The following is a 21,293-nucleotide window of genomic DNA, read 5'->3' as shown; positions in this document are numbered from 1 at the left end:
CCGCTCTCCCGCGCGCCACCGTGACGGTGCTCGCCGGCGCGGGTCACCACGCGCTGATGACCGGGGCGCCGGGATCGTACTGCTGCCAGGCCTCGTTGAGGCGTGTGAGGCGGACCGCGGCGGCGATGCCGTGCAAGGACGCGACCTTGCCGTCACTGACTTCGCACGACACGGCGCCCACGACCCGGCCTTCGATCACCGCCACGACTGCCGGGGAGCCGTTGACCATCGCGACATGCAGCGCGGGGGAACCGCCTGCCAGCCGCCGCTTCGCGGGCGTGGGCTTGAAGCCGACCCTCACGAAGGAGGCGACGCGCTCGCGCGTCTTGTACCGCAGCAGCCGCCTGGCCAGACCGGCGCCGTCCGAGACGGCGGTCACGTCGGCGGTGAGCATCTCCACCAGCCGTTCGGTGCGCCCCGACGCCGCGGCGACAAGGAACTCCTCGACGATCCGGCGCGCGGACGCGGGGTCCACCTCGTCGCTGCCTCGGCGCTCGGCGGTGACCCGGCGTCGCGCCCGGTGGACATGCTGCTGGCTCGCGGACTCGGTGATGTCGAGGATCCCGGCGATCTCGGCGTGGGCGTACGAGAAGGCCTCGCGCAGGACGTAAGCCGCCCGCTCGACGGGCGAAAGGCGCTCCATGAGGGTCAGGACGGCCAAGGACACCGATTCACGCTGCACGAAGGTGTCCGCCGGGCCGAGCATGGGATCGCCCTCCAGGAGCGGCTCGGGCAGCCAGGCACCGGCCGCGCGCTCGTGGCGCGCCTGCGCCGAGCGGAGCCGGTCCAGACAGAGGTTGGTGACGACCTTGGTCAGCCACGCCTCCGATACGTCGATCCGTTCACGGTCGGCCGCCTGCCAGCGAAGGAACGTGTCCTGTACGGCGTCCTCCGCGTCGGCTGCCGAACCGAGCAGACGGTACGCGAGCGAGGCCAGCCGGCCCCGGCTGGCCTCGAATCGATCGATGGCTGCACTGTCCATGCGGAACAACCTATGCGGTGGCCCTCACACCCACCTGGGCGGGCGCGGTGGCCAGGCGGCGCCTGCGCTTCGGCATGCCGAAGGTCGGGTGGACGATGCCCCACCCGGCGCCCTTGAGCACGCCCGACTTGAGCCGCGCGGCCGTCTTGCCGCCCAGGTACCAGGATTTCGAGCCGGCTTCCCCGTCCACCATCTGGAAGATCGCGTCCCGCCGCCCCAGGCTGATGTGGTTGCCGTAGTACTTCATCCCGACGGTCGGGACGTCGCTGCCCGTCAGACGCGCGATGATCGCGGCGGTCGCCTGCATGTTGGTGAGACCGGCCGAGGCGCAGGACATCGGCAGTGGCCGGCCGTTTTCGCCGATCGCGTAGGCGCAGTCACCGGCGGCATAGACGTCCGGGTGCGAGACCGAGCGCATGGTGCGGTCGACGACGATCTGGCCGGTGTCGGCGACCTCCAGGCCGCTCCCGGCCGCGATGGGGTGCACGGCGAACCCGGCGGCCCACACCGTCACTTGGGCCGGGATGGACGTGCCGTCGGCGGCGATCGCCCGTGCCGGTTCGACGGCTTCGATGTCGGTGTGCTCGTGGACGGTGATACCGAGCCGGTCGAAGGCCTGGCGCAGGTGGCGGCGGGCCTTGGGGTTGAGCCAGGCGCCCAGCTCACCCCGGGCTACGAGGGCGACGTCGAGGCCAGGCCGCGACTCGGCGAACTCGGTGGCGGTCTCGATGCCGGTCAGCCCTTCGCCGACGACAAGGACGGTGCCACCTTCACCCAGTCCCGCCAGGCGCTCGCGCAGTCGCAGCGCCGAGGACTTGCCGGTGACGTCGAAGGCGTGCTCGGCCACGCCGGGGACACCGTGCTGGGCGACGGAGCTGCCGAGCGCGTACAGAAGCGTGTCGTACGCGACCTCCCCGTCACCGTCCTCGCCGCTCACGGCGACGGTCCTGCGCTCGGGGTCGACGCCGGTCACACGCGCGAGGCGCAGCCGCACCCCGGTGCCCGCGAAGATGTCGGCGAGCTTGCGGACCGCGAGGTCCTGACCGGTCGCGAGCTGGTGCAGCCGCATCCGTTCGACGAAGTCGGGCAGGGCGTTGACGACGGTGATCTCGATGTCGGCGGGCGACAGCCGGCGGGCCAGGTTTCCGGCGGCGAAGGCCCCGGCGTATCCGGCGCCGAGGACGACGATGCGGTGCTTCATGGCGTTGCTCCTGTCTCGTTCGCGTGTGCCCCTTGAACGAGATGGCGCCACGATTGCTGACAGGAGCCGTCTGTGACGCGGGTCACCTGACGGAGGTGGTTCTTCGGCTTCCCGCATCTCTGCCGTGCTCTATATCTGCTGGGCAACCGAGGTGCCGTGTTCGATCATGCTTGGATGACTGCCATTTACCACGTGTGCTTTGCCGTCCCGGACATCGAGCGGGCGATGCGGGACTTCCGGCGCTCGGCCGGTGTTTGGGATCGACGAGGCGTCCGGCACATGAACCCACCGGCGTCTCGCGCTCATGCCGAGGAGGCTGAGCGCCCAGTACTGGGCGGGCGAAAGCTGAGTCCTGCGGGCAAAGGGGCGGTTGACGGCCCACCAGAGGAGGCCGCACGCGGCGACAGGGAGTCCGAAGCCGTCGTTCTCCTCCGGTGCGGGGTGCGCCCAGGTCGCGTGCAGGACAGCCCGGACCTGGCAGGCGGCGCCCCGGTGAGGACCGGTCAGCTGCCGGTGAGGCCGCGGCGGCTCGCGTTGACGCCGGCCTGGAAGCGCGAGTCGGCTTCCAGTGCCGCCATCAACTCGGCGACCCGCCTGCGATAGGTCCGTACGGACATGCCGACGCGGCGCGCGCCCACGGCGTCGGTGAGTCCGTCCGCGAGCGCTTGCAGCACGGCGAGCGAATCGGCGTCCAGGCCCTCGGTCTCGCGCCGCAGATAGTCCGCGAGAGGAGTCCCGGCATCCCACGTGGCACGCATCAGCGCGTGTACGCCCCCGACGAGAGCCGGTGCCGAGGTGATGGTGAACTCACGGCCGCGGGCACCACTGCGCCCGGCAAGGATCATCACCCTGCGGTCGAGGACGATCGTCTCGTGCGGCAGCGTCGCGGCGCGGACCCGCACCTGCCCACCGGCGGCCGCGACGGCGAACAGGTGCAACCGCTGTTCCTCGTCGGCCAGTACGGCGGGGGTGTAGAGCTTGCGCACGACCATGCCCTCAGCGGTCCGCGGGCCGAGGCGGCGCGCGATCGTCGCTCTGGCCTCGGGCCGCGACCAGGTGTGCAGGTCATTGGCCGCGCAGAAGAACTCCCGCGTCGTCTCGCCGAACAACTGGGCGGTCCGCGCGACCAGCTCCTCCTCGCCATGCACCGTCAGCGTCGTTTGGTCGGTCACCCTCCCAGTCTTCCTCACGATCGTGGCAACAGGTTGCCATCCGGTCCGTCGACGGCCCTCACGGGGCGAGGCTGGGGACATGACCACACAGATCACGGCCGCTGCGAGCGGCCAGTTCACCCTCGGCGGCGACCTCCGCGTCAACCGGCTCGGCTTCGGCGCGATGCGGTTGGCGGCCGGCACTTTCACCGGGCCGGCACGCGATCCCCGGACCGGTATCTCGGTGCTGCGGCAGGCAGTCGATGCGGGAGTCGACCACATCGACACGGCCGGCTTCTACGCTCGGGGCGACGTGAGCGCCAACGACCTGATCCGCAAAGCACTCGCGCCCTACCCCGCCGATCTGCTGATCGCCACCAAGGTGGGCCCTCTGCGCGGCCCGGACGGCATGCCCACCGGCCAGGCCGGCCCCGAGCAACTGCGGGAGCTGGTGACCGAGGATCTGCGCGCCCTCGGGCTCGACCGGTTCGACCTCGTGTACCTGCGGGTCGGCGGCATGAGTGAGCCCGGCGGCGAGAGCCTTGCCGAGCGGTTCGCGGCGCTGGCGGAGCTGCGCGACGAGGGGCTGATCCGTCACCTGGGGGTCAGCAATGTCGATGCGGCACAACTCGACGAGGCGCGGAGCATCGCGCCCGTCGCCGCGGTGCAGAACCAGTACCACGTGCACCGTGCCGATGATGTGGCCGTACTCGCGCGCTGCGAGGAACACGGCATGGCCTACGTGCCGTTCTTCCCGCTCGGCGGCGGCTTCGACCCGATCGAGCACGGCCGCCTCGCAGACGTCGCCAAACGGCACGACGCGACGACCGCACAGGTCGCGCTCGCCTGGTTGCTCGCGAGCTCACCGAACATGCTGGCCATCCCCGGCACCGGCTCCCCCGCCCACCTCACCGAGAACCTCGCGGCGGCAGGTCTGCACCTCGATGCGGCCGACCTTGCGGAGCTGAGGGGTTGAGGAGCTGAAGGGCTGAGTGCCCGGCCACGGGCGTGAGCGGGAGGGCGGACGAGGCTCGCTCACGCCCTCGGTCACCCCCTGGCAGGCTGGCGCTTCCTCAGTGCCTCGCCGAGCGCCGCACGCACCGGGCTGGGCAGCGGTTCACCCTCGGTCGTCGCGATCAGCTCCTCCGCCACCGCGCGCAGTTTGGTGTTGGAGTGCTGCGACACCTCGACCAGGATCTCCCAAGCCTCATCCGCGGTACACGGACCCAACGTCATCAACATTCCCCGCGCCTGATCTATGGACGGGTGGGACTCCATGGCGCGATGCAGTTCGTTGACCTCCGTGCGCAGCGCCTTGATCTCGGCGACCTCTTCCGCGCATTCGTCGTTGCCGTTGGGGGCCTGCTGCGCGGTTTCACAACGAGGCTTTAAGGCCGATGTGTTGAGAGAGTCCGGTGAGGAAGCCACCCGCTCTGCCTCTCGTCTACTCGGGCTGCCTCTGTCGGGCCGGCAGAACCGCTGATGGCCGAGCATCGCAGATTCTCCACATCCGTGGCCATAGTTCGGGGTTCTGCGCGTGCGGCGGCGCCGGTGGCTGTCTGTCCCAACCAACCGGCGCCTACGTCGCACAGCGCTGCGCTTACGCAGACATCGGGTAGCCACCTGCGTTGATCTCAAACGGGTTCAGTTCTCGTTACCGCCCCAGAGGGCCGGCAAGACCTGGCTCAGCGTTGCCGTGCGGGGCGTACGACGATCTCGTTGACGTCGATGTCGGCCGGTTGTGCCAGCGCGTAGGAGACGGCGGCCGCGATGGCGTCGGGACCCATCGCGTGCGCCCGGTAGCTCCGCATGGCCTCGGCGGCGCCGGTCTCGGTGATGGTGTGGGCCAGCTCGGAGTCGACCACGCCGGGCGAGATGGTCGTGACCCGGATCGAGGGGTCCACCTCCTGGCGCAGGCCCTCGGTGATCGCCCAGGCCGCGTACTTGGTGCCGCAGTAGACGGCAGCGGTGGGAACGACCTCGTGGGCGCCGATGCTCGCGACCGTGACGAAGTGCCCCGACCCCTGGGCGGCGAACAACGGCAGCGTCGCGGCGATCCCGTGCAGCAGGCCGCGGACGTTCACGTCGATCATCCGGTCCCACTCGTCGACGAGCAGCGAGTCCAGCCGCGACAGAGGCATGACGCCGGCGTTGTTGATGAGGACGTCGACGTGGCCGTGGCGGTCGCGAGCGCCCTGGACGAAGGCCGCGACATCGGCGCGATCCGTCACATCAAGACGTACCGGCTCCAGGTCACCGCCCGAGCGGGCTGCCGCTTCGGCCGTGCTCTTGGCCAGTTCGTGCAGTCGGTCGGTGCGGCGCGCACCGGCCACCACCAGGTGCCCCTCGGTCACCAGGCGTGCGGCGACGGCCGCTCCGATGCCGCTGCTCGCACCGGTGACGAGGATGACCTTGCGGTCGGCGGGCGCGGTGTCTTCCGGTTGTTGTGTGCTCATGTCGTCGAGGCTGGCCCGGCCGGGGCGTCGGCGGGAGAGGCGGCGTTCTCCTGGGTGCAGCGCACCCAGGAAGCGCGGTGGGCCCGGATCTAGCATGGGGGCATGGCACGCTCTGAGCTCGGCGCATACCTGACCGCCCGGCGCGCCCTTGTCACTCCCGCCGAGGTGAATCTCCCCGTCACTGGTCACCGCCGGGTGGCGGGGCTGCGGCGCGAGGAGGTGGCTCTGCTCGCCGGGGTGAGCGCCGACTACTACGTACGCCTGGAGCAGGGGCGGGAGCGCTCGCCCTCCGCGCAGGTGCTCGATGCCCTGGCCACCGCCCTGCGCCTCGACGAGGACGGCCGGCTGCACCTGTTCCGGGTGGCCGGGGTCGGTCCACGTGTCAGGGCGGCCGCGGTGGCTGACCGGGTCGAGCCGAGTCTGCTGGCGCTCATGGACGCCTGGCCGCACAATCCGGCCGTCGTCCACAACCGGGCGTACGACGTCCTCGCCTCGAACACGATCGCCGACGCGCTCTTTCACGGCTGGGCGCACTCGCGCAACCTCATGCATGTCGTGTTCACCGACCCCGCCGCCCGCGACTTCTATCGCGACTGGTACGACGTCGCCCGCAATTCCGTGGCCGGTTTCCGGCTCGGCCACGGCGTGGCGCCCGATGATCCGCGGGTACGGCAGGTGCTCGCTGAACTGCTGGAGCGGAGCCCGGAGTTCGCCGAGCTCTGGGCCCGTCACGACGCCCGGGGCAAGGCGTTGGAACGCAAGCGCTTCGCGCATCGCGAGGTCGGGCCGCTGACGCTGACCATGCAGACCTTCGACGTCCGCTCGGCGCCCGGCCAGGAACTCGTCGTCTACCACGCCGAACCGGCCTCCCCCAGCAGCGAGGCGCTCGCGCTGCTCGGCTCGCTGGCTGCGACCACGCGCCAAGAACCCTGAGCCGGTGCCCTGCCGTACACGGGCCGGAACACCGGCTCTTTTAGGGGAGACCCGCTCAACAGCGCCACCTCGGGCGCGGATGCACGCTAGCGTCGCGGCAACGCACTGTTCGCTGGGAGGGGCAGAGATGCGGCGCTCAGCCGGGCATTTCGCGCTGCTGCAACGGGTGGCTGACGTGCAGCGCGGCACCGATGGATGGGCCACGGCGGAGCCCGGACTCGATGAACGCACCACGAGTCCCCTGGTGAAGCTCGGGCTGGCCCGGGTGGCGCCACGCGAGGACCAGGCGGAGCTCTCGGCGAAGGCGGGCCGGCCGATCCTGTGGGCCGTGCAGCTGACGGCCGACGGCTGGGACGCACTCCTCTACGCGCAGGCACGCGCCACTCCCCCGGCCGTCGAGGAACCAGCCCCGGGGCTGCAGCAGGTGGGCCTGCGCCGCTCGGAGTTGGACGCCCTGAGACGGTTCCTCGACTTAAGCGGACGTCTGCACCACGGGCCCGCGTCGGGCCTGCGGTCGGCGGTGGAGGCGGCCCGCTTCAACGCCGCGTCCAACAGGTGGGTCGTCTATGTCAGCGGCGAGCAGATGCAGTCGATGGCCCGCGCGTTCTTCCTCGAACGGCTCGGCGGATCAGCGGCACCCGCCAACCGCTTCGCCCGTGTGTACGGGGTGAGTTATCCGCCCCCCGCTCCCGTCCTCGTCCCTGAGCTCAGAGGGGAGCGAGAATCATGAGGATCTCGTCGCGGTCGTCGTCCGGGGCGAGCCGGAGGGCGGCGGGCCACCGGCCGACTTCCCGCCAGCCCAGGCGCCCGTAGAAGTCTTCGAGGCCGACGTCGCCGCGGGCGGCAAGGCGAAGCTGCTCCAGACCCATCTCGTCCCGGGCGATCCTGCGCACCTCCCGCATGAGGGCGAGTCCGATGCCGCGTCCGCGTACGGCGGTGCGGGTCTGGACGTGGTGCAGGGTGCCCCAGTGCGCGATCAGCTCGAACCGGTCGCGGCGGACGTTGAGCCAGCCCACGAGTGCGCCGTCCGCCGTGGCCGTGAGGAGTCGGCTGGTGTCCGCGGACAGCTCGTCGATGATGCGGTCGAGGGCCGGAGTCACGGTGTCGGCATCGACCGGAGGGAACGGAAAGCCGGCCGCGCCGCCCGCATTGGTGACCTCGACCCAGCACTCGGCGAGAGCGCGACGGAGTCGGGGAGTGACGTCACCGGGTGTGGTGAGCTGCTGGAGGGTGAGGGAATCGGCAGCCATCCCGGGATCATGACACCCGCCACTGACACCCCCTCGGACACAATGTTCCCGTGGGCGGCGAGCAGGTGAGGCAGCTGCCCGAGTCGGCGGTCCGCGGATGTCGAGAACCTGGCACCGGCTCCGTCCCAGGGACATCAGCGGCCACCACCGGCCGTGCGAGGAAGAAGGAGAGCCAGCATGGCGATTCAGCGGATGGACAACGTCGGCATCGTCGTCGAGGACATGGACGCCGCCATCGCGTTCTTCGTGGAACTCGGTATGGAGCTGGAGGGCAGGGCGGAGGTCCAGGGCCCCGTCGCGGACAAGTGCACCGGACTCGACGGTGTCCACTGCGACATCGCGATGGTCCGGACCCCGGACGGCCACAGCCGGCTCGAGCTGGCGCGGTACCGCACCCCCGCGGCGACCAGCGCCGAGCCGCGCAACCAGCCGCACAACATTCTGGGCACGCACCGCGTCATGTTCGCCGTCGACGACCTCGAGGAGACCGTTGCCCGGCTGCGCCCCCACGGCGGCGAACTCGTCGGCGACATCGCCCGGTTCGAGGACAGCTATCTGCTCTGCTACGTCCGCGGTCCGGAGGGCATCATCGTCGGACTGGCCGAGCAACTGCGCTGAGGCATATCGGTCGATCCCAGGCCGTGCGTACGGGCCGTCCTCCACCTCTGAGCAGCACGTAGGCTGGCGCCGGCCGGACGACGGAAGAAGGAGGCGGCCTCCGATGAGCGGAGATGTTCTGCGCTGGAGCGAGTACCGCAGCATGCCGTGGAAGAACGGCGGCGGGGTGACCCGGGAGGTCGCGTCGGGCTCCGTGCGGGCGCCGCTCGCCGCGGAAGAGCCCGCGGCGGAGTCCGCGGAGGTGCCCGCGGACGGGTTCGACTGGCGGGTGAGCATCGCGGACGTGGATGCGGGCGGGCCCTTCTCGCCGTTTCCCGGCATCGACCGTGTGATCACCCTGGTCGAGGGCGAAGGCATGGTGCTGACCGTGGACGGCACCTCGCAGCTGGTGGAGCCGTTGAGTCCCTTCGCCTTCCCCGGTGACGCGACGACGGACTGTCTGCTGAAGGCGGGCGCGGTGCGCGACATGAATGTGATGACGCGCAGGGGCCGTGCGACGGCACAGGTGCGGATGGTCACCGTCGCTGCCGCACAGGGTACGGAGATGGTGTGCGCCGAGGGCGAGACCCTGCTCGTCATGGCCGTCACCGAGGGGATCGGCGTCGGTGGCCCGGACGGGCGCCAGACCGCGCTCGGCCGTCTCGACTGCGTACGTCACGAAGGTGCCGGCGTGTTGAGCCTGCGAGGCGAAGGCACCGTGGCCGGGATCAGGATCAGCTCGACGCGCTGACGGCGGGAGCCGGGCCCTGTGCGGCCGACCCTCGGCTAACCGTCGATGACGCGCAGGGTCTCGATGTCGTCCCACCCGCGTGCGTAGAGCCTTTCCTGCAGCGCCAGTTCGGGGGCGGCGCGGACGACGAGGCTCTGAGGGGGCTGGAGGTTGTTGGCGAGAGCCACGAGGATCTCCAGGGCGCTGTTGGCCAGGTAGTGAACCCCGGTCAGGTCGATGGTGATCTCTTGTGTGGCGCGGCTCTGTGCGGTCAGGGCCATGGCGAGCGCACCTTTGTGCGCACCCAGGACCTCTCCGTACAGGCACACGCCCTCGGCGGCGGTCGAGGGCACGATGAGGAGCAGATCGTCGGCGAAGTAGCCGCGCATGCGTAGTCCCGGATGCCGTGCACCGGCAGAGAGGCAACGGAACTCGACGGAGAAGGGTCCGCCCTGGAGGGAAACGGTGCGTCTCGCGGTGCCTGGTGACGGGTTCAGAGCCCCGTGGGTACAGCCGCTGACGGGTGAGGGCCCTACTCCGGGCCCGAGAGATCGCCGGAAGGTTGCTGCCGCGCTGACGGCGAGCAGCCTTTCCACGGACTATGTCGGCAGGGTACTCGCGTAAGGGCTTCGGCCGACAGACCCGCACCTTGTCGCTCTGAAGTGCGGGATATATAGGCTGCCCGTGTGGCCAGTACAGAGGAATCAGCGTTCAGTGACAGTGCGGCGTCAAGTCCGGCCCCCGCTAAGGTGCCGACGGATCTGCAGTCGTTCGCAGTGCAGCTGCGGCGCATGAACGGCGAGCTCAACCGGTTGATCCATGGTTTCGCCGCCGGCCACGGCCTGCATGCCACGGACGTCCAGGCCCTCGCGGCGATCCTGGATTCGAGTGATCCGCTCACTCCGGGGCGGCTGCGCGATCACCTGGGGCTGACGTCGGGCGCCGTCACCGCCTGCCTTGACCGGCTCGAACGGGCGGGACACATCCACCGGTCGCGGGACAGCGAGGACCGCCGCGTGGTGCATCTCCATTACGCCCCGGGCGCCAAATCGGCTGCGCGCACCTTCTTCCAGCCCCTTGCCGCAGCGACCGAGAACGCGCGCGTGCGATTCAGCGAGGACGAACTCAATGTGGTGGTGCGCTTTTTGACCGCCATGAACGAGGAGCTCTCCGAGCTGCGCGGCCGCCGGCGCTAGCGCCACCCACCGCTGCGAGCGGCCCCCGTCCGTCCACGCCGTGACCTCTTCCGGCTGATGGACGTTTCTCTGATGCACCCGCCGGGCACCCGTGACGGACGAGATGCTTCAATCATTGAGATACTTAGTTATTGAAGCACCGTGTTCGCAAGGAGATCCATGTCCACACGTACGCGCCTGGCACGCTGGCTGGTCCCCGTCGTTCTTCTCGTCGCCTGGCTCGGCATCGGCGGGACACTCGGGCCGTACGCCGGGAAGCTCGGGGAGGTCGCCACCAACGACCAGTCCGCCTTCCTGCCGCAGAACGCCGAGTCCACGCAAGTCATCGACGCCCAAAGAAAGTTCAAGCAGGACGAAGCCCTGCCGGCGATCGTCGTCTGGACCGCGGAGGGTGACGCGCGATCCGGCGGCATCGATGAGGCACAGCAGGCCGACGCCACCCGGGCGTTGGCGTCCCTGAAGGACGCCGCAGGGGTCGCCGGGCCCCCGTCCCCCGCCGTGCTCTCCAAGGACGGCCAAGCCCTGCAGGGGGTCGTGCCCCTGCGGACCGACCTCGGCGACAAGCTGGAGACCACCCTGGCGGACGTCAAGAAGGCGGCGGACCAGGTGCCCGGGGTAGATGTCCAAGTTGCGGGGCCCGCGGCCAGCCAGGCCGATCTGTCCGACGCGTTCGGGGGCATCGACGGCCTGCTGCTCGGGGTCGCCCTGATCACCGTCCTGGTGATCCTGCTGCTCGTCTACCGCAGCCTGCTGCTCCCCCTGGTGATCATCGTCGGGGCCGTCTTCGCCCTGGGTCTCGCCTGCGGAATCGTCTACGTGCTCGCCGACCACGACGTCGTACGCGTCGACGGCCAGGTCCAGGGGATCCTGTCCATCCTGGTCATCGGCGCCGCCACCGACTACGCCCTGTTGCTCACCGCACGCTTCCGCGAAGAGCTTGCCGTCAGCAGCGACAGGATCACCGCCATGCGCTCGGCGCTGCGCCGCTCGCTCGGTCCCATCGTCGCGAGCGGGGCGACCGTCGCACTCGGACTGCTCGCCCTCCTGCTGAGCGACCTCACCAACAACCGCGCGCTGGGCCCCGTCGGGGCCATCGGCATCGTCTGCGCGGTGCTCAGCACGCTGACCTTCCTGCCCGCGGTCCTGATCCTCCTGGGGCGCGTGGCGTACTGGCCCGCCAAGCCCAGGTCGGCGACGGAGAAGTCCGCCGGGCAGGGCGTGTGGACGCGCATCGCCTCGCTCGTCGACCGCGCGCCGCGCAAGGTCTGGGCCGCCACCCTCCTCGGCCTACTCGTCTGCGCCGCCTTCGCCCCCTCGCTGCAGTCCAAGGGCGTTCCCCTGAACGAGATCTTCGTCAACGACGCACCCTCGGTGGCCGCGCAGAAGACGCTCGGCAAGCACTTTCCCGGTGGCTCGGGCAACCCGGCCGTCGTGATCGCGGACGCGGACCGGGCCGATCAGGTCACCGCCGCGGTCGAGCGCACCGAGGGAGTCTCATCGGCCGCCGCCGTGGGCGAGTCCGGTCGGCCCGGCGCGAAGGCTCTCGTCGTCGACGGCCGCGTACGGATCGACGCCACGCTGGAGGACTCCGCCGACAGCGACGCCGCAAAGGCCACGGTGGCGCGGCTGCGCGACGCCGTGCACGCGGTGGACGGCGCCGACGGACTTGTCGGGGGCTACACCGCGCAACAGGACGACACCCAGCGGACCGCCGAGGACGACCGCATGCTCATCGTCCCCGTGGTCCTGGCGATCATCCTCGTCATCCTGATCGGACTGCTCAGGTCGTTGCTCATGCCGGTCCTGCTCGTGGCGACGGTGGCACTCAACTTCCTTGCCACCCTGGGAGTTTCGGCCCTGGTCTTCCAGCACGTCCTGGGCTTCGGCGGCACTGACTCCTCGGTACCGCTCTACGGTTTCGTGTTCCTGGTGGCGCTCGGCGTGGACTACAACATCTTCCTGATGTCCCGGGTCCGCGAGGAATCACTGCGCCACGGGGCACGCGAAGGAGTGCTGCGCGGCCTGACCGCGACCGGCGGTGTCATCACATCGGCCGGGGTCGTCCTCGCGGCCACCTTCGCGGCCCTCGGCATCATCCCGCTGGCCTTCCTCGTCCAGATCGCCTTCATCGTCGCCTTCGGCGTCCTGCTGGACACCCTGGTCGTACGATCGCTCCTGGTGCCGGCGCTGGTGCGCGACATCGGCCCGAAGGCGTGGTGGCCGGGGGACCTCAGCCGTACGTCAGGTACCCGCTGACACCGGCGAGTCGTTCTGATCGCCCACCGAGTCCCGCGTCGCGGACTTCGGGATGGGCTTGTCGTGGCGCAGAGCGTCCCACACCCGGTGTGAGGCCTTCTTCAGCGGCAGGACCCGTCCCGCGTCCTGGGAGTCGTAAGTGACGGGCATCGTGACCATGTCGGTGCGGTCGGGGCTGATGCCCTTCAGCTCCTTGGCCAGACCGAGGAGCTTGTCCGCTGATGCCAGCTCGGAGTCCGCGCTGATGGTCTTGGTCGCTGTGTCCGCCAGGTCGTAGGACTTGGCGGGGCTGCCCAGCGGGTCGACGGTGTCGGCACGGTGGATCAGCGCCTTGATGAACGCCTGCTGGAGCTGGATGCGGCCCAGGTCGCTTCCGTCACCCACGCCGTGCCGGGTGCGGACGAGCTCCAGTGCCTCCTTGCCCTTGAGCGTGTGCTTGCCCGCGTTCAGGGCGAGCCCGCTGTTGGGGTCGTGGATGGCCTTGCGGGTGGTGATGTCCACACCGCCGAGCTCGTCTATGAGCTTCTGGAAGCCCTTGAAGTCGACCTCGAGGTAGTGGTTCATGCGGACGCCCGACATCTTCTCGACCGTCTTCACGGTGCAGGCGGGTCCGCCCACCTGGTAGGACGAGTTGAACATGGCCTGCCGCGCGCCGGGCGCCGTGCCGCCGTGCGGCTTGGCGCACTGCGGCCGCTTGACCATCGTGTCGCGCGGAATGCTGACGACCGACGCCTTCTTGTGGGTCTTGTCGACGTGCAGCACCATCGCCGTGTCGGCGCGGGCTCCGCTGATGCCACTGCCGTAGCGGCCGTGGGTTCCCGCCCGGGAGTCCGACCCGAGCAGGAGGATGTTCATCGAGCCGTCTTTCTGCTCGCTGGGCCGGTCCTTCCCCAGGGCGGCGTTCACGTCCGTGCCCTGGATGTTGCCGTTGAGGTGCTGCCAGGCGTAGGCGGCACCTCCTCCGCCGATCAGGACCAGCCCGAGCGCGCCCCACGTGGCGTACCGCAGGGTCTTCTTCTTCGGCTTGCGCCGGGAGCGCCGCACCCGCGGGGGCCCGTAGCCGGGCACTGCGGGGCCGTCGGCCGTGTGCGCCTGCTGCTCGTTGCTGCTCTCGTGCGGCATGCGCTGCCCCTTCTCTTTGACCGGTGGCTCAGTAGGCGGAGTCGACGTTGTCGATCGAGCCGTACTTGTCGGCGGCGTAGTTCGCGGCCGCGGTGATGTTGGCGACGGGGTCGGTCAGGTTATTCGGCGTGCCCTTGACGTGGTACGCGTCGAAGGTGGGCTGGATCACCTGGAGCAGGCCCTTGGAGGGGGTGCCGTTCTGCGCGTTCACGTCCCAGCCGTTCTGGGCGTTCGGGTCACCGGCGGACTCGCGCATGATGTTGCGGTGCAGACCCTCGTAGGAGCCGGGGATGTTCTTGGACTTCATGATGTCCAGGGACTCCTTGATCCAGCCGTCGAGGTTGTCAGCGTAGTTCTTGTCGGCAGCGGCGGCCTGGGAGACCTTCTTGCTCGCGGCGGCCGGCTCGGCGGCCTGGGCCTGCGTGGGGACCAGCGTGAGGGCGGCGGCCGCGGCACCTGCGGTGGCGATACCGGCGACGGAGATCTTGCGCAGTCGGGTGATGCGGCCGGGCTTGGTCTGCGTCTGAGTAATGGCCATGCGGGGGTAACTCTCCAATGCGAAGTGTGTTGAGGAGGTGCTCGGTCGAGGCGGGCGATTTCGCCCGATCGATCCCGGCTCTCCGGAACTTCAGCAAGGGTTAGCGGTGGCCGGAGCTGGGCGCAATGATGTGACGTACTACCCCGGTACGCAGGACGCCCTGGTCAGACGCTGTTCAGCCGACTCCCGGCCCACCGCGGGCGCCCCCAGCGCGCTACTACCGTCCTTAGCATGTGACGTGGCTCCTATGGGTGGGCTCACAGCCTGAGCGGTGTTTGGCCGGAACGTGGAGCGTGGAAACGGCGTCGCGGGGGTAGACACGACGGCTTGACCCCCTGGCCTGCGCATGTGCGGCAAAAGCGCAGGTCAGGGGGCCATTATTTGGGACGGAGCCCCCACCGGGGCCCATCGGGCTACCGGGAGGTGGCGAGCCAGTCCTCGTAGTGCGTGGGGGCCAGGCGTGCGCCGGGGCCTGCGATCAGCACGTCGCCCTCGACGGCCGCGAACATGCCCGCCTTGTCGTCGGTGATGACGGTGCGGGAATCCTTCCGCGCGGACAGCGTCAGGCGGCCGAGCTCGTCGAGCGGGAAGACATCGGGGCCCGCGACGTCGAGCGTGCCGTTGAGCGGCTCGGCGGTGGCGACGTCGGCGAGGGCCCGCACCACCTCGGCCGTCGCGATGGGCTGGACGCGCGTGGCGGGCAGCCGGACGCTCTGGTCGTCGGCGGTCCAGGTCATGACCGCGTCCATGAACTCGAAGAACTGCGTGGCACGCACGATCGAGTACGCGGCGGGGCCCTGCCGCAGCAGGTCCTCCTGGAGGGTCTTCGCGCGGTAGTAGTCGAGCTGCGGCACCTGGTCGACGCCGACGATGGAGAGGATGACCTGGTGACGCACGCCCGCGCGCTCCCCCGCTGCCAGCAGGTTCCCCATGGTGGTGCGGAAGAAGTCCGGGGAGGCTTCGTCGAACGTGGGCGAGTTCGACACGTTGACGACCGTGTCCGCGCCCTTGAGCGCCTCGTCGAGGCCCTCGCCGGTGAGCAGGTCGGCTCCGGTCGACAGGGACGAGGCGACCACCTCGTGTCCCGCCTCGCGCAGCCGGGAGACGAGCTGGGAACCGATCAGTCCGGTGCCGCCGATGACCGTGATGTTCATGATCGAACCCTTCCGTGAACCGAGTGCGCCAGGCGACGCTAACTCGGATATCTGATGTCCGAGATAGTACTCGGATATTCTGTGTCCGAGTCAACTGGGAGGGCGCATGAAACTGTCCGGCGGCGTGGAATGGGCACTGCACTGCTGTGTGGTGCTGACCGCGGCAACCGAGCCGGTCCCGGCTGCGCGTCTCGCGCAGCTGCACGACGTCTCGCCCAGCTATCTGGCCAAGCAGATGCAGGCCCTGTCCCGTGCGGACCTGGTGAAGTCCGTGCAGGGCAAGACCGGCGGATACGTGCTGACCAGGACGGCGGCAGACATCTCGGTCCTGGAGGTGGTGCAGGCCGTCGACGGCGCGAGCCCGGCGTTCACCTGCACCGAGATCCGTCAGCGTGGCCCCTTCGGGACGCCGCCGGAGGACTGCACCAAGCCGTGCCCCATCGCCCGCGCCATGAGCGCGGCCGACGCAGCCTGGCGGGCGTCACTTCAGGCCGTGTCCATCGCCGATCTGGTCGGCTCGGTGCAGCAGGACAGCGGGCCCGAAGCGCTGCCGGCCATCGGGAGCTGGCTCAACGCGGCGACCGGCTCCGATAGCTGAGCGATCCATCCGGGCGTCGCCTCGACCCGGCGTCCCGCCCCTCGCGCCACTCCACTTCCTCGGCGGTCAGCGGGGCCTGGATGCTGTACACGTCTCCGACGCGCAGCTTGTCCGGCGTGCCGTACTCGCCGTAGGTGCCGATGACGCACACGGCCACCCGGGAAACGGGCTGCCAGAAGGTACGGAAGTACGGTGCGTTCCCCCGGAGTTCGGGGATTTCGAGCAGCGGGATCCCGCGCCGGTCCAGCAGGCGTCGCAGCTTGTCGAACCGGAGCCTAGGCGTGAAGCGCCCGTAACGGGCCCGCAGCACCCCGTCGACCAAGGTGCGGTCCCGGTGGGCGAGCCTGTGCACCTGCAAGGTGAAGTGGTGGCCCGACCAGGGGTCTTCGGCCGCAGCGCGGTCCCAGAAGAACTCGGCGAGGCCGTAGTCACGGCACATGCTGCGGCGCCCGAAGACGTTCTCGGCGAAATCCGGCCCCAGCACCTCGGTGACCCGGTCGGGTGAGCTCGTGGGGCCCACGCCGAGCACGGTGCCGGTGGTGACGACGTCGACGTAGAACGCCAAAGAGTGCGGGGTCAAAGCCTGATCCTCGATGCGATGCGGTGCGATGCGGTGCGGTGCGGCACGGCGTCGGCCGTGACCCCCGGCCCAGCGCAGTGCTCGCGCTCACCGGCTGTCGCCGGGAAGCGCGAGCACCTTTTGTCCGCGCCTACAGGCGCGGGTTCGCGTTCCGGTTGCCCGCGGCCCTGAGGCCGGCGACCGTGAGCGCCACGACCAGCAGTGCGGCCAGCGTAGCGGCCACCGCCGTCAGCGTCGGAATCGGCGCTGTCACCCCGTCGGGCCGCAACACATAGGCCAGCGTCGTGGAGTTGACCCGATCGTCCACCAGGTGACCGAGGGTCAAAGCGCCGGCGATCAACGTGCTCGCCACGGCCACGATCGGCGACGCGGTCAGGCACAGCGCCACGCCCGCCAGCGCGCAGACGACGGAGACCCCGAGCGCGGCGAAGAGGCCGACGGTCGACGCGTCCGACCAGTTCACCGGGAAGTGCGCCGCGGCACAGAGCAGGAGCAGTATGCCCGCCGCCCGACGCAGCCACAGCAAGGGCGCCTTGCCCTGCACCGCCGCGGCCTCCGTCTCCTGCGTGGCCTCGGCGGCCGGAGCCTGTGCGGGGTGACCCGCCTCGGCGCCGGTGGGCGGCGCGAGCGGCGCGGGCGGGGCGTCCGCCGCGAGGCTGTCGGCTTCCCTGTGCTCTCTGAGGCTGCCGATCAGTTGCATCAGGTCCTCGACGGACCTGGTCGTGCCCGCGGCGTGCACCGCCTCGGCGCTGGTGTGCGCGTCGTGCGGCGGGCGGGACAGCAGATGGACGAGACGGCTGACTTCGGGGACGGGCCGTTCCTCGGCGGCGTGCCGGATGGCCTCGTCCATGTGGTCGGCCGGGTGTTCCGGCGGGCCCAGGAGTTCGACCAGGCGGGTGACGTCGTCGACGGAGCGAGCAACCGCGGCCAGCCGGAGCACCGAGGCGGCGGTTGTCACACCGTCAGGCGACTGCTCCAGAAGGGTGACGAGGTCGACGACGTCGTCCAGGGGCCTGGACACCACGGCGACACGTATGAGCTCTTCCACCGCGTCGTCGTGGACGCCCGGCGCCTCAAGTTCCAAGGCTTCGTCGTCGATGCCGGGCGCCTCTCGCGGGGGCCCGTCGTCGTCGCCGTACTCGGCTCGCTCCGGCGGCACGTCCTCGGTGTCGTGGTCGAGTTCCTGCGGCCACGGGGCGGGCGGGTGGGCAGGTGGGGCGCCGAGCTGCGCGGTACCCCAGTGAAGCGACGTCGACACCAGAGGTTCGCCGGTCCCGGAAGTGTCCCCCGCGGCAGAGAATGACTCAGCGGCCATTTTCGCTTCTCCATTCCAGCGGGACGTCCTCGCCCCGCACGTGATCGTGTCTCCCGTTCTATGCATGCTTCCTCCGCCCCGCCACCGGAAGGAGCCGCCCGGCGGAGCCGAACCGACCCCTGCGGGAACGTTCCGCGGACCCTGGGCCTCCGCAAAGGGTGGGACCCCACGCGTCACACCACGAGCAGCGAAGGGGCGAAAATGCACTCCGGCAGGGACGTGGCATCAGCGCCTTCATGGCCGCCAGGTACGGCCCGCTCGCCCGCACGCCTGCTCACCGGCTCCACCCCCGGGCGGAGGACCTCACCCAGGAGGCGCTCCTAGGGGATCAGGGGACACAGGCGGCGCCCGCAGACTCTTGTCCGCAGACTCTTGGTAACGAGCCCGTACGAGATCTCCTCAGCAGGGGCTGGAACGCATTTGCGGGCAAAGGTGAACAGCCGCTGCCCCGCGGGGAGTTGTCCGTGGCCCCGGATAGGGTGATCACATGAGCAATCGGGGGAACACACTCAAGGTCACGGCCGTACTGGTGCTGTCGGCGCTCGCGCTGACCGGCTTCAGCACGGGGCGAGGTCACGGCGGCGGCAGCCGCCACGGTGGCGGAGGCGGGGGCGGTGGGGGCGGCTGCAGCAGTTCGAACCAGGACCATGACAGTTCGTCGTCCAGCAGCTCCGGGTCATCCGGAAGCTCGGGATCGACGACATCGGATTCTGCCTACGACGGCGATGACGACGCGTACGGCAGCAGCGGCGCCGGGAGCAGCACCAGCGGCGGCTCCTACAACCGGCCGCCGACCCACGACTCCACGTCCACCGGCTCCTCCGGTGACCGTCAACTGGACAACGCCAAGGTCAAGTTGGTGACCTGCGCGACCGAGAAGAGCCCGTACGCGACGGTCAAGGTCACGAACGGCAACGCGAAGTCGGGTCGCTTCTGGGTGTCGGTCACCTTCGTGGACACGGACGGCATCACGGTCATCGAGGAGAGCGAGAAGGTCAAGGTGTCCGGAAAGGGCCAGAAGACCACGCGGATCGAGATCGGCGGCGAGGGCCTGGCCGCCTCGGTCGCCCGCTGCGAAGTCGACCCGCAGGCCGTCCCCGTCGCCGGCTGAGCAGGCGTACTCCGACATGGGCTCGGGAACCCACGGCATGGACCGGTCGACCCACCCGGAGCTCTGGGCATACCTGGAATCGCTGCGCCTCGGCGAGATCCTCACCGGCAGGGTCGCGGCCATCGAACGGTTCGGGGTGTTCGTCGCGCTGGACGACGGCCCCGCGCACCCCCTCTTCCCCGGGGTCGGCTTCATCACCGTCCCCGAGCTGTCCTGGCACCGCATAGAAGCGGTGGAGGAGGTCGTCGAGGTCGGGCAGAGCGTCGCCTGTGAGTTCCTCCAGTTCGACGACTGGAACCTGGAGGCCAGGCTGTCCCTGCGGTCGCTGCGCCCGGATCCCTTCCAGGAGTTCGCCGACCGCACCGCGCTGGGCACACGGCTGGCGGGGCGGGTCACCAAGCTGCTCCCGTTCGGGGCCTTCGTACGGGTTGCCGACGGGATCGAGGGGCTGGTCCACCTCACCGAACTCGCGTGGACACCGGTGGAGGACGCGGAGGACATCGTCCAGGTCGACGACGAGATCTTTGTCGTGGCCACTGAGATCGACCGGGAAAGACGCCGGCTGGCCCTGTCCCTGCGCCGGGCCCTCCCTCTCGGGTGAGACGGGCCGAGCCGTCGTCCGCGACTCGAAGCTGTGAGGGTGTCACCATGGATTCCACCTCGGGGAACGAGCCCGTCCGTCACCTGGACACCGGGCACTGGCTGGCCCATTTCGCCGGCCGGATCCTGGTGGTCTGCCCGTCGTGCGGGGGCCGGGCGGTCGTGGTTCCCCGGCCCGGGCTCCCGGCACCCAGGTACTCCAGCGAACTCCTGTTCCAACCGAGGCGTCTGGCCTGCGGCGGGTGCGGGGCCGTCGCCGACTGGGAAGCGGAGATGCGGGGCGGCGGCCTGATCAGTGCGGTGCTCCGCGGCAGCGAGGACCCGTTCTTCCGGCAGCCGCTCTGGCTGCAGACCCGCTGCGTGGGCCGGATCTTGTGGGCCTACGACGAGGAGCACGTCGACGCGTTGTCCGCCTACATCGGTGCCCGATTGCGCGAGCGTTCCGGACTGCGGCCGACCATGGCCATGTTCGCGCGGCTGCCCTCGTGGATGAAGAGGTCGGAGCACCGCGCCGACGTCCTGACCGGTCTGCGCACGCTGCGGGCGCTGGCCGAGCGATCGGCTCCCACGGACCGCTCCGATGCCGCTTACGAACGGTCGGCACCCGCCGCGGACCGCTCCGCTGCCGCGCACGAACATGATGACCGTCCCCGCGGTCACCGCAGCATCTACTTCCGGGGCGGTCCCTACTGACCGCAATCGCCGTGGGCGCGCCCGGGACGGTGCCCGGAGGGCCCTGGGAACCCTCTCGTGCGGCGTGCCCAGCATTGGCCGTCCAAATCACGCTCAGGGACGCCAGTTGTGGCGTTCTTCCTCTCCGGGCGGAGCCGGGACACAAGCACCGTGGTAACTTCCGTATACAAGCTGTATGCGATCTCTGGGGGTAGTGGTGGCGTCGGGTCGGGAGAAGGCGTACGCGTTCCTCAAGGAGACCGTGCTGACGGACCCGGCGATGCAGGGCGAGTTCCTCTCCGAGCAGGACATCGCCGATCGCATCGGAGTCTCGCGCACCCCGATCCGCGAGGCGCTGCTTCTCCTTGCCGCCGAAGACCTCGTCGATCTGGTGCCCAAACGCGGGGCGCGGGTGGCTCCGCTGTCCGGGCGCGAGATCACCGAACTGATGCAGCTCCGTGGGATCGTCGAGCGGTACGCGGCGCAGCACGTCATCGGCACGGGGCAGGCGCCGGTGCGGGAGTTGGGCGCGTGCCTGGAGCGTCAGCGTGCGCTGAGCGGACCGGACCAGGCCAAGGAGTTCATCGACGTGGATCACCTCTTCCACTCGTCTCTCGTCTCGGCCGTGGGCAACACCCTGCTCGACCGGCATTACGAGGGGCTGCGCAGCCGCCAGGTGCGGGCCGGTGTGGTGGCTCTCTTCAATCAGCAGGGCCGCCAGGAAGCGGTGCTCGACGAACACCGTGCGATCGTCGACGCGCTGGCGGCCGGTGACGCGCAGGCCGCCTGCGCCGCCATCGACAGCCACCTGGAGTCGACGCTGAAGGTGCTGCTCGCCGGATGAGCAGGCG

24 protein-coding genes are annotated in these 21,293 nt (G+C 70.0%); 12 read left to right on the top strand and 12 right to left on the bottom strand.

Features of this window, described 5'->3' with window-relative positions; all coding sequences use genetic code 11:
- Positions 1-43: 43 nt before the first annotated feature.
- The 3 genes from ACZ5U5_RS15020 to ACZ5U5_RS15010 form a co-directional block, all read right to left on the bottom strand.
- Entirely contained in the window at positions 44-982 is a 939-nt protein-coding gene (locus ACZ5U5_RS15020; protein ID WP_469021086.1) for a sigma-70 family RNA polymerase sigma factor, read from the bottom strand.
- A 10-nt stretch (positions 983-992) separates the two neighbouring features.
- Positions 993-2,183: an NAD(P)/FAD-dependent oxidoreductase gene (locus ACZ5U5_RS15015; RefSeq protein ID WP_469021083.1), complete on the bottom strand. Its 1,191-nt coding sequence runs from the start codon at positions 2,181-2,183 to the stop codon at positions 993-995.
- A 503-nt stretch (positions 2,184-2,686) separates the two neighbouring features.
- Positions 2,687-3,355, bottom strand: coding sequence for a helix-turn-helix transcriptional regulator (locus ACZ5U5_RS15010; RefSeq protein WP_469021081.1), 669 nt, complete (start codon positions 3,353-3,355; stop codon positions 2,687-2,689).
- Positions 3,356-3,434: 79 nt separating this feature from the next.
- On the opposite strand from ACZ5U5_RS15010, the gene ACZ5U5_RS15005 reads away from it, so the two are divergent.
- Positions 3,435-4,310 carry an oxidoreductase gene (locus ACZ5U5_RS15005; RefSeq protein ID WP_469021078.1) on the top strand — a complete coding sequence of 292 codons (876 nt, stop codon included), beginning with the start codon at positions 3,435-3,437 and terminating at the stop codon, positions 4,308-4,310.
- A gap of 71 nt (positions 4,311-4,381) precedes the next feature.
- On the opposite strand, the gene ACZ5U5_RS15000 is transcribed toward ACZ5U5_RS15005, so the two are convergent.
- Entirely contained in the window at positions 4,382-4,762 is a 381-nt protein-coding gene (locus ACZ5U5_RS15000) for an ANTAR domain-containing protein (RefSeq protein WP_469021076.1), read from the bottom strand.
- A gap of 257 nt (positions 4,763-5,019) precedes the next feature.
- Positions 5,020-5,790, bottom strand: coding sequence for an SDR family oxidoreductase (locus ACZ5U5_RS14995; protein ID WP_469021074.1), 771 nt, complete (start codon positions 5,788-5,790; stop codon positions 5,020-5,022).
- Positions 5,791-5,892: 102 nt separating this feature from the next.
- Here ACZ5U5_RS14995 and ACZ5U5_RS14990 point away from each other — a divergent pair, with 102 nt between their 5' ends.
- Both ACZ5U5_RS14990 and ACZ5U5_RS14985 read left to right on the top strand, forming a co-directional pair.
- Positions 5,893-6,723 (top strand): helix-turn-helix domain-containing protein, encoded by an 831-nt coding sequence (locus ACZ5U5_RS14990; RefSeq protein WP_469021072.1) that lies wholly within the window; start codon positions 5,893-5,895, stop codon positions 6,721-6,723.
- Between the two features lie 127 nt (positions 6,724-6,850).
- Complete coding sequence (locus ACZ5U5_RS14985) at positions 6,851-7,453, top strand: DUF6417 family protein (RefSeq protein WP_469021069.1); 603 nt, start codon at positions 6,851-6,853, stop codon at positions 7,451-7,453.
- Here ACZ5U5_RS14985 and ACZ5U5_RS14980 read toward each other — a convergent pair.
- A complete protein-coding gene (locus tag ACZ5U5_RS14980) occupies positions 7,431-7,973 on the bottom strand; it encodes a GNAT family N-acetyltransferase (RefSeq protein WP_469021066.1) in 543 nt (180 codons plus the stop codon). The two genes, ACZ5U5_RS14985 and ACZ5U5_RS14980, sit on opposite strands and share 23 nt — an antisense overlap.
- Positions 7,974-8,150: 177 nt before the next feature.
- Here ACZ5U5_RS14980 and ACZ5U5_RS14975 point away from each other — a divergent pair, with 177 nt between their 5' ends.
- Together ACZ5U5_RS14975 and ACZ5U5_RS14970 are read left to right on the top strand one after the other, a co-directional pair.
- Positions 8,151-8,591 (top strand): VOC family protein, encoded by a 441-nt coding sequence (locus tag ACZ5U5_RS14975; RefSeq protein WP_469021063.1) that lies wholly within the window; start codon positions 8,151-8,153, stop codon positions 8,589-8,591.
- A 103-nt stretch (positions 8,592-8,694) separates the two neighbouring features.
- The gene (locus tag ACZ5U5_RS14970; RefSeq protein WP_469021061.1) at positions 8,695-9,321 is read left to right on the top strand and encodes a HutD/Ves family protein; all 627 of its coding nucleotides are present in this window, start codon (positions 8,695-8,697) and stop codon (positions 9,319-9,321) included.
- A 35-nt stretch (positions 9,322-9,356) separates the two neighbouring features.
- Here ACZ5U5_RS14970 and ACZ5U5_RS14965 read toward each other — a convergent pair whose 3' ends face one another.
- Positions 9,357-9,689, bottom strand: coding sequence for a hypothetical protein (locus ACZ5U5_RS14965; protein ID WP_469021059.1), 333 nt, complete (start codon positions 9,687-9,689; stop codon positions 9,357-9,359).
- Between the two features lie 297 nt (positions 9,690-9,986).
- On the opposite strand from ACZ5U5_RS14965, the gene ACZ5U5_RS14960 reads away from it, so the two are divergent.
- Both ACZ5U5_RS14960 and ACZ5U5_RS14955 read left to right on the top strand, forming a co-directional pair.
- Complete coding sequence (locus ACZ5U5_RS14960; RefSeq protein ID WP_469021056.1) at positions 9,987-10,496, top strand: MarR family winged helix-turn-helix transcriptional regulator; 510 nt, start codon at positions 9,987-9,989, stop codon at positions 10,494-10,496.
- 159 nt (positions 10,497-10,655) lie between these two features.
- Positions 10,656-12,752, top strand: coding sequence for an MMPL family transporter (locus tag ACZ5U5_RS14955; protein ID WP_469021054.1), 2,097 nt, complete (start codon positions 10,656-10,658; stop codon positions 12,750-12,752).
- Here ACZ5U5_RS14955 and ACZ5U5_RS14950 read toward each other — a convergent pair.
- The 3 genes from ACZ5U5_RS14950 to ACZ5U5_RS14940 all read right to left on the bottom strand — a co-directional run bounded on the left by ACZ5U5_RS14950 (position 12,738) and on the right by ACZ5U5_RS14940 (position 15,566).
- On the bottom strand, positions 12,738-13,874 hold the full coding sequence (locus ACZ5U5_RS14950; protein WP_469021052.1) for an LCP family protein: 1,137 nt from the start codon (positions 13,872-13,874) through the stop codon (positions 12,738-12,740). The genes ACZ5U5_RS14955 and ACZ5U5_RS14950 overlap by 15 nt on opposite strands.
- 28 nt (positions 13,875-13,902) lie before the next feature.
- A complete protein-coding gene (locus ACZ5U5_RS14945) occupies positions 13,903-14,412 on the bottom strand; it encodes a transglycosylase SLT domain-containing protein (protein ID WP_469021049.1) in 510 nt (169 codons plus the stop codon).
- Positions 14,413-14,825: 413 nt separating this feature from the next.
- A complete protein-coding gene (locus ACZ5U5_RS14940; RefSeq protein ID WP_469021044.1) occupies positions 14,826-15,566 on the bottom strand; it encodes an SDR family oxidoreductase in 741 nt (246 codons plus the stop codon).
- A 106-nt stretch (positions 15,567-15,672) separates the two neighbouring features.
- On the opposite strand from ACZ5U5_RS14940, the gene ACZ5U5_RS14935 reads away from it, so the two are divergent.
- The gene (locus tag ACZ5U5_RS14935) at positions 15,673-16,164 is read left to right on the top strand and encodes an RrF2 family transcriptional regulator (RefSeq protein WP_469021042.1); all 492 of its coding nucleotides are present in this window, start codon (positions 15,673-15,675) and stop codon (positions 16,162-16,164) included.
- On the opposite strand, the gene ACZ5U5_RS14930 is transcribed toward ACZ5U5_RS14935, so the two are convergent.
- Both ACZ5U5_RS14930 and ACZ5U5_RS14925 read right to left on the bottom strand, forming a co-directional pair.
- The gene (locus ACZ5U5_RS14930) at positions 16,136-16,744 is read right to left on the bottom strand and encodes a hypothetical protein (protein ID WP_469021039.1); all 609 of its coding nucleotides are present in this window, start codon (positions 16,742-16,744) and stop codon (positions 16,136-16,138) included. The two genes, ACZ5U5_RS14935 and ACZ5U5_RS14930, sit on opposite strands and share 29 nt — an antisense overlap.
- 130 nt (positions 16,745-16,874) lie before the next feature.
- The gene (locus ACZ5U5_RS14925; RefSeq protein WP_469021036.1) at positions 16,875-18,002 is read right to left on the bottom strand and encodes a hypothetical protein; all 1,128 of its coding nucleotides are present in this window, start codon (positions 18,000-18,002) and stop codon (positions 16,875-16,877) included.
- 544 nt (positions 18,003-18,546) lie between these two features.
- On the opposite strand from ACZ5U5_RS14925, the gene ACZ5U5_RS14920 reads away from it, so the two are divergent.
- The 4 genes from ACZ5U5_RS14920 (at position 18,547) to ACZ5U5_RS14905 (ending at position 21,286) form a co-directional block, all read left to right on the top strand.
- A complete protein-coding gene (locus ACZ5U5_RS14920) occupies positions 18,547-19,170 on the top strand; it encodes a hypothetical protein (RefSeq protein WP_469021033.1) in 624 nt (207 codons plus the stop codon).
- A gap of 37 nt (positions 19,171-19,207) precedes the next feature.
- The gene (locus ACZ5U5_RS14915; RefSeq protein WP_469021029.1) at positions 19,208-19,771 is read left to right on the top strand and encodes a S1 RNA-binding domain-containing protein; all 564 of its coding nucleotides are present in this window, start codon (positions 19,208-19,210) and stop codon (positions 19,769-19,771) included.
- 47 nt (positions 19,772-19,818) lie between these two features.
- Positions 19,819-20,463 (top strand): hypothetical protein, encoded by a 645-nt coding sequence (locus ACZ5U5_RS14910; protein ID WP_469021026.1) that lies wholly within the window; start codon positions 19,819-19,821, stop codon positions 20,461-20,463.
- A gap of 175 nt (positions 20,464-20,638) precedes the next feature.
- On the top strand, positions 20,639-21,286 hold the full coding sequence (locus tag ACZ5U5_RS14905) for a GntR family transcriptional regulator (protein ID WP_469021024.1): 648 nt from the start codon (positions 20,639-20,641) through the stop codon (positions 21,284-21,286).
- Positions 21,287-21,293: the final 7 nt, after the last annotated feature.

The sequence above is a fragment of the Streptomyces sp. NPDC033177 genome, from assembly GCF_055577715.1.
Note: the sequence above shows the minus strand (reverse complement) of the source record. Positions and strands in the feature narration are given on the sequence as shown.